Here is a 6778-nt window from a genome sequence, read left to right as displayed (position 1 = left end):
TCGGGAATTGTCACCTGTCGCTTGCGAGCTCGTTTGCCGTCCGGCATTACCCAGGGCGGCTGCTGCTTTTCTTTGAATTCAATGATTAGATAGCGTTCTTGAGAGTTCGGCCGCACGTAGTCGTCAACAGGAGTTCCATTAATAAGAACTCCCACGTCACGATTGCCCAGCATTTGGTGAGTTGCTAAGACGTTGACCACAGTCGGCCTCATCACGGCTTCAGGGCCAGACAAGACAATGCGTTCGTCGGGAACCGATCTATCTGGAGTAATTTCTATGGTGCGATCGACACCAAGCACCGAATTGTTTGCCACTTTTTGCATTGCCAGCCAAGCATCAATGCCGCCCGCGACGGCATAGCCGGCTTCTATACAGGCCTCCGTTCCTTCTTCCCAAGCTTCCTCAACAAAATTCCTCAAAAAAGTATTGGGGATAGATTCAATTGCATTCTCAATAGCACCTGCAATTGTCCAACTTTCCCCCGTTCCCCATTTATCTATTTTTTCGCTTCCAAAAAAGCCTCTAAGAGCAATTCCCAGGGGGTTTGCTGGATTCTTTAATGCAGCCCTAACGTTTTTGTAGAGCCACAAGAATGAAGCTTGCACCCCCATCCTAAAGCCAGCCTGAATTACCTCACTAGCGGCGTCGAGCAGTTCGTCCAGGGCTTGCTCGCCAACTTCTTTTAGCAAGTGAGTTGCCAGCGCTTCGTTGAAAGTCATAATGGCCGCAGCCGGAACTAGACCGCATCCTATCCAGCCGATCGCCCGCCCTACCGCACTGCCCAAGAGGCCACCGAAAGCATCCCACAAACCCTCAATTTGTTTGTCGATACTTTCGTCGCTAATATTCCAATTGAAATTGGCAATAAATTGAACGCCGCCGACAATCCAACTCCACAGCTTAGTCCAGCTAAACGAAATTAATTGAACAACTCCTGATACCAGAAATCCGACGAATCGCGTTGCACCGTCCCAAATAGATTCTAGGAATCCTTTATCTTGAGAAGTTGTTGTGGCGCTTGCCGACCAAGTGCGGATAATATTGCCACCAGTCGAAGATTCCCGCATTTTGCGACTAGCCAAGTCGCGCAAAACCAAACCAATTTTTTTTATTGCATCAGCCATTTGGTTTACCTGCCTGACCTATATTGTCGCCAATCTGTCTGATGCGCGGTCTGCGCTCTCTGGATCGACCGTAGGGGGTTTGCGCGTCTTCGATTCCTGTCTCAAAGCCAAATCCATCCTCTACCTGATCGAGGAAGTCTTCCCAATCTTTAGAATGCTTGGGTTTACTCGGATCGTCCTCCTTTGCTAAAGGATTTTCTAGCTTGTCACTTAAGTCAGCGCTACCTTTAATTGATTCCAAAATTTGTGATTTGATATCTTTTTTAGGATCGACTTGCCGCCAATGTACCGCTCTAGTAATTGCTGCTGACTGCAATAAATCCAATAAAATATCTCGCTGCGTTTCTTTGTTTGTGTACTCAATACCTTTGACGTGGATTATGCTTTCTTTGATGAGTTCATCAATTGACTCGGCTTTTGGGGTAAACGTTGATGGCATTTCAATGTCCGATTCATCATAAGGGAAGTTCATGTATTTTGCGATTGCCATGCTTGCCAAGTAAGCTTTGATTGCTTCTTGCCGACCCATTCCAGACTCGCACAAATTGCGAGTTGATAAAGCCACAAGGGCTGCTACGTTGGCTTGCAGGCTCAGTAGTTGCCCTTCCATTTCGGCTATCGACTCTGCCAAGTTCGGGAATTTAATCTGTTTGCCTTGGTCACCTTCTTTTGTCAAATCGGTATCTTTTACGTCGATTTGAATTTGCCATTGACCCCAGCGTTCGTCATCCCGCTGGAACATCCACATCAAGAGGTCGGCAAAGTCCTCAATTTTCTCTTGAACTGGCTCTGTTGCTGGTTGGCCTTTTTCGACTTCTTGAATAATTGTACTGGGAAGCTCACCGGGAAATTTTTTAACTCCCAATCTTTTGTGAATTTCGCGCAGCAATTTGATAGAGTCGCGACAGCATTCATCCATTTCTTTTCTAGGTGGTGGGTTGGGGGGAGAGTTGGGAATAGGTGGCGGTAAAGCTTCCCGACATTTGACTAACTTTACTTCGGTTCTTGATATTAATTCGTAATTGTCAAACTGCCAAGTATACCCCTCCGCGCCATTCGGATAATCGTATATATTGGGTGCATAGATAGTTTTCACAAAATAAATCCCAGGGACTACAGACCGAACAAAAGGATTAGCGATTGTTACGCATCGTCGGTAATATGTCTCTCTGATTAGACTGACAAGCCCAAAAGGAGACAAATATTTAGCCTCTGAAAATATTTGTATTTGAGTAATTTTATTTGCATTCAAATACGCCCAGTCACTACCTGCTGAGCCAAATACAACGCCCCCGGGATAGGCTATCATTTTATCAATATTTGCTTGAGTAACGTTTACACAAATGGATGGTTCCGTACTTGGTGAAACAAAAGGTGGTTTTAATTTTCCAGTTTGAGGCGGTACAATTTGATAGTTTCTCGTGCCGTCGCCTTCGTCGTACCAATACCGGCCATCAGCCGAAATAGTTGTAGTTTGGACATAGTACAGACCGGGTTGAACAGAAGAGTTTGGAGACGAGGGAATTGATGGCTGCCAATCCGAAGGCATTTTGTTGTTAGTTGGTGTTGGTATTGGTATTGGTGTTGGTGTTGGTGTTGGTTCCTTCTTATCGGGAAACTCAAATCCAAGTTCAAAACTAATTGGAGTAAACGGAATTTGCAATGAAATTCCGACCCCTACACCTTCAGAAGACTTAGAAATATTAATTCCAATTCCAACTACCTCACCACCAATACTTCCGCCCTTTACTTGCCCCGTATTTGTATTAATTGTGACTCCCCCGCTCACACCCAAAACCCCGCCCGGAACCTCTGCGCCGGCACCTATTGAAATTGAGCTTTTTGAAGGATCTTCATAGTCGGGATTGCCACTGATATCTAGGCGAATCGGGCTGACATCAACACTGACTCCACCAGTCACGGAAACTCCCCCAATATTTGCTACCTCGCGGGTGACTCCAATTCCTCCGGTACTTACAGAGGTTTGGCTTTTCTCCCCCATATTGACGCCGCTATCCTTCCCGAGGTCGATCGCACTTGACCCCGAGGTGGCGCTGGGGGAAAGCGATGATTTGGAGCTAACCCTAGACATAGCTCGCCTCAATGCCAGAAATTCTAGAAGGGCTACCCTCAGCGATCGCCCAAAGTTCCCCTGTCAACGTTTCCTCGGTTAGATTGCCACCACCGTTAGCTGCTAGGTAGATTCCCGAACCTACCGCGACGCTCGAATTGCCAGCAATCCAAATATCAGCATTCCCCGTATTCGTGGCATAGAAAATCGCCCTGTTTGCATTAGCCAACCTAAACCTAGTAGGGGCTGTTGAGGGGATATTAATTCCGTAAGGAATCGCAGTGCCGACAATCTTATTTACTGGTTTGGCTATTAAATCGACGTTGAACCTAAAGTCACCTTCTAAATTAATATAATCGCCCGCTCCTAATACACCAGAGCCGTAATTGATTATTGAAATTCCCAATCTGTCATCAGGGCTAAGTAGTTTGAGTTGGTTAATAGTTAGATATGGAATCACGAATGGAATTGCGGTTTCTCGACCTTTATTTTGCAACCTAGCTGTTGATAAAGTTGACCATGCTCCCGTGCCTTTGCGGGCATGAAAGCGCAATCCAATAAAGGGATAATCTTTTTCTATTTTCAGCATTTCGGCTATTTTTTCTGCCGAGTTCATCTCAGGATATAGTTCGGGAAAAGGAGCTTGAATTAAGGAAGGAAGATAAATAGCGCCACTGAGTGTTTCTAAATAGAAACTTTTTTCGATATAGTAACTAGACTCTAATGCTGCGTATCCGGCAAAAGTTTCAGAGCAGTTGAGAATTTCAATAATATTAGCGCCGTCAGCGCTGGTGATTGAGCGCCGGAAAGTTCTCGTCCCGCTAAGTGAATTATTGCTCACAGCAACCAGTCCTTTCCTTCGATTACAGAACCACCACCGGGCAACTGTAAAATTTCCACAGGAAAATCTATATCGGCGCTAAACGTAGAATTAGTACCGCCTGAAGAGGCTAGTACAAGCTGACACCGACGGAGGTTACTGGCGTTATTTGGATTTTTAACAGGGTCTAGCTCTAACAACTTTAAATCTACTATTCCCTGCATGACTGCCTGAGACAAGTTCGGCGCCGTGCTGCTGCCACCAGTTCCGCTGGTGAAGGTGGAACCTGTCAAGTAATGGGTTGCTGTTGCAGTAAACTGCCCCGTGACAGCAGCAGCAGCCTGAGTATTTAACACCAGCGATACGGTTGCTATTTTTGTGGACAAGTTAACGCTAATTGTGACGGAATCAGTGCGACCGGCAATTTTAGTTAAATTGTTTTCCTCTTGTTCTAGTTTTGCTAGCAACCCGTAAACATATCGCTCTTTACTGGCGGGCCCAGTGGGGGCAGATTGAGAAACGCCAGTTACTGTGGCACCGGCACCGGCTGTATGTACTGTCATTTTTTGGGAAACATAAATATGCTTCTAGTTTATTAACTTTTTGACACTTGATTGAACTTGAACTTTTTCTTAAGAAGTTGCTCTTTTAGATAAAAGAGCAACTTCTTAATATTTTGCGATCGCCTACCAACAAGGCTTTGAGTGGATACACTAAAGAGGGGTGTTGAAAGGTTGTCAATTGTCTAACAGTACAAAGAAAACAGCAACAAGTGAAAATATTTAGGTTTGGGCAAGCTACGCCCATGAATCAAGCCAGTTACGAACTAATCAGCAAACATTTATTTACGGAAATTCACAAGGTCTTTTTAGCTATTGCTTGGTACACTGGTGAGAGACCAGATGCCATTCTAAAAAGCCAGGTCTCCCAATTTTACGTAAATCCATCCCGGCGTATCGTGCGCTCGGAAATACTCTATAGCGCGACGACTAGGAAGGATAAGAAAACTAGAGAAATCCCCTGTCATCCCAAGTTGGAACAAATTCTTAGGGATTTTGAATGCTTGGAAAGTGGTTATTTATTTCCGTCTCGCGTTCGCAAAAATGACCATCTTTGTCGGCAGGCGATCGATCGAGCTTTCCGGCGGGCTTTGAAAAAAGCGGGGCTCGAAAATCAGGGGTATTCCTTGTACTCGGCTCGTAGGGGCTTCATCACCCGATTAAACAATCTCGGTTGTAGCCCGGGTTTAATCAAGTCCTTGTCTGGACACGCCAGTCTTGCATCGTTGAGCCGGTATATCGAAATTTCAGAAGAACAGCGCAAAAACGCGATCGCCAATTTTTAACTAAATTATGCTAATCAACGTCAACTCAAACTCAGTAGTCAATATTTCCGAAGACTTGCGCGGCGCCAATGCTGTCGCTCCTGTGTCCGCCACGACAACGGTAGCTGTGGCTCTTGCTGCTAACGCGAACAGGGCAAATTATTCTATTTACAACGCAGGCCCAGCCACCGTTTTCCTCAGGGAAGGATCTGTAGTAACTCCGGCTCTTCACACCACGCCGATTCCTTCAGGCTTCCTTTGGAAAGAAGACTTTGTCTCGGCTCGATACACAGGCGTTATCTCTGTTATCACCGCGTCAGGCACGGCCTCTCTTCAAGTTTCCGAGGGGACGCTAATCTAATCAATGGGCGAACTGATTGATTTGAACCGGAAAACGATTACTGATGCGGATCTTCCGGCAACAACCGCGACGGACGCCGAAGTAGCCCAGGCGATTGCCGCGCACGAGGCAAAAACTGACCCGCACCCTAGCCTGTGGGCAAGAATAGTGGCTGGATTCCTCAGTCTGGCTGGAGGGCAGCGGATTTTAAAGAATAATCCGCCAATCACTTACACAAGCTTTTTTGGAGGTAGTAACCACCTCGAACTGACAACCGATAACGGTAGCAACCCCATTCTTGCCTTTCACAAGGGAGGGATATCAGCCGTAAGCCTCTATCACTTTGGCTACGGAAATGAATTGCTTCGTCTTCAAAGCGCCGACGGACTGAACGCAGCGCTAATCCATGATGGAAATATTGGAACGAAGACTGCTGGCAATGCAAATGGTTTGATGCTTGACGGCGGGGTGGCAATAAAAACAAGGCTGATTGAGGGTACTACCGCAGCCGAGCAAGGACTAGGCGTAAACATCGCCCATGGACTCGACCCTGCCAAAATTGTATCCGTGCAGGTCATTGTCCGGGCAACGTCCGGAGCGATTGTGCAGGCAAATAATTTAAATGGCCTGGGAGCAACAAGACATCGCTTTGACTGGGCCGTAATCGGAGCCAATTTATTTATCACTAATGTTGCGGATCAGTCGGCGAGTCTCGTATCCCGGCCATTTTCTGCACTGATTACGTACCGTTCGTAAAAAGGGGCTACCTCCGAAGCATTCCCACTACTTCCACTGCTGAAATTCCAGCAGCCAAGAGCGATCGCACTTCCTCAACTCTTGCCTGCGCGATCGGCGAATCCGTATTTCCCCCGCGGATGTGAATGTGGCGCATACGCGAACCATCGCGGTAGGAGAATCGGAAGTATTCGCCACTACGGGCCGTGCCACGCGGTCGGTAGGTGGATATAGCTTTGCACCCTGATACAGAATCATTTGAGGGATTTGATTCTGTATCAACTTCGACAGGGGCGATCGCCTCTGATACAGAATCATTTGGGGAATTTGATTCTGTATCAACTTCGACAGGGGCGATCGCCTC

General features: G+C 46.6%; 7 protein-coding genes and 1 pseudogene. 3 read left to right on the top strand and 5 right to left on the bottom strand.

What is annotated here, in order from left to right:
* From JGK20_RS31955 to JGK20_RS31940, 4 genes are all read right to left on the bottom strand, one after another.
* A partial coding sequence (locus JGK20_RS31955; RefSeq protein WP_293233491.1) for a hypothetical protein occupies positions 1 to 1124 on the bottom strand: 1124 nt, incomplete at its 3' end.
* Positions 1117 to 3216, bottom strand: coding sequence for a hypothetical protein (locus JGK20_RS31950; RefSeq protein WP_293233489.1), 2100 nt, complete (start codon positions 3214 to 3216; stop codon positions 1117 to 1119). The genes JGK20_RS31950 and JGK20_RS31955, both read right to left, overlap by 8 nt.
* Positions 3209 to 4036: a hypothetical protein gene (locus JGK20_RS31945; protein ID WP_293233487.1), complete on the bottom strand. Its 828-nt coding sequence runs from the start codon at positions 4034 to 4036 to the stop codon at positions 3209 to 3211. Before JGK20_RS31945 ends, JGK20_RS31950 begins: the two co-directional genes overlap by 8 nt.
* Positions 4033 to 4578, bottom strand: coding sequence for a hypothetical protein (locus tag JGK20_RS31940; protein WP_293233485.1), 546 nt, complete (start codon positions 4576 to 4578; stop codon positions 4033 to 4035). The genes JGK20_RS31945 and JGK20_RS31940 overlap by 4 nt, the downstream gene beginning before the upstream one ends.
* Positions 4579 to 4820: 242 nt before the next feature.
* Between JGK20_RS31940 and JGK20_RS31935 the strand changes: the two genes are divergently transcribed.
* Genes JGK20_RS31935 through JGK20_RS31925 form a run of 3 tightly spaced genes read left to right on the top strand, consistent with a single transcriptional unit; the run spans position 4821 to position 6435 of the window.
* Positions 4821 to 5360, top strand: a complete 540-nt coding sequence (locus tag JGK20_RS31935) for a site-specific integrase (RefSeq protein WP_293233483.1) — start codon at positions 4821 to 4823, stop codon at positions 5358 to 5360.
* A 7-nt stretch (positions 5361 to 5367) separates the two neighbouring features.
* Positions 5368 to 5700 carry a hypothetical protein gene (locus JGK20_RS31930; RefSeq protein WP_293205063.1) on the top strand — a complete coding sequence of 111 codons (333 nt, stop codon included), beginning with the start codon at positions 5368 to 5370 and terminating at the stop codon, positions 5698 to 5700.
* 3 nt (positions 5701 to 5703) lie between these two features.
* Positions 5704 to 6435: a hypothetical protein gene (locus JGK20_RS31925; RefSeq protein ID WP_293205066.1), complete on the top strand. Its 732-nt coding sequence runs from the start codon at positions 5704 to 5706 to the stop codon at positions 6433 to 6435.
* Positions 6436 to 6442: 7 nt separating this feature from the next.
* On the opposite strand, the pseudogene JGK20_RS31920 reads toward JGK20_RS31925, so the two are convergent.
* Positions 6443 to 6778, bottom strand: a pseudogene (locus JGK20_RS31920) (hypothetical protein); the annotation flags it as partial.

This window comes from Microcoleus sp. PH2017_05_CCC_O_A (assembly GCF_020738785.1).
Lineage (GTDB): Bacteria > Cyanobacteriota > Cyanobacteriia > Cyanobacteriales > Microcoleaceae > Microcoleus.
This window is presented reverse-complemented; position numbering and strand designations above follow the sequence as displayed.

Bases quoted from the DNA above. Each gene is read 5' to 3' on its own strand.
- JGK20_RS31950 (WP_293233489.1), bottom strand. From the start codon at position 3,216: ATGTCTAGGGTTAGCTCCAAATCATCGCTTTCCCCCAGCGCCACCTCG.
- JGK20_RS31940 (WP_293233485.1), bottom strand. From the start codon at position 4,578: ATGACAGTACATACAGCCGGTGCCGGTGCCACAGTAACTGGCGTTTCT.
- JGK20_RS31935 (WP_293233483.1), top strand. From the start codon at position 4,821: ATGAATCAAGCCAGTTACGAACTAATCAGCAAACATTTATTTACGGAA.
- JGK20_RS31930 (WP_293205063.1), top strand. From the start codon at position 5,368: ATGCTAATCAACGTCAACTCAAACTCAGTAGTCAATATTTCCGAAGAC.
- JGK20_RS31925 (WP_293205066.1), top strand. From the start codon at position 5,704: ATGGGCGAACTGATTGATTTGAACCGGAAAACGATTACTGATGCGGAT.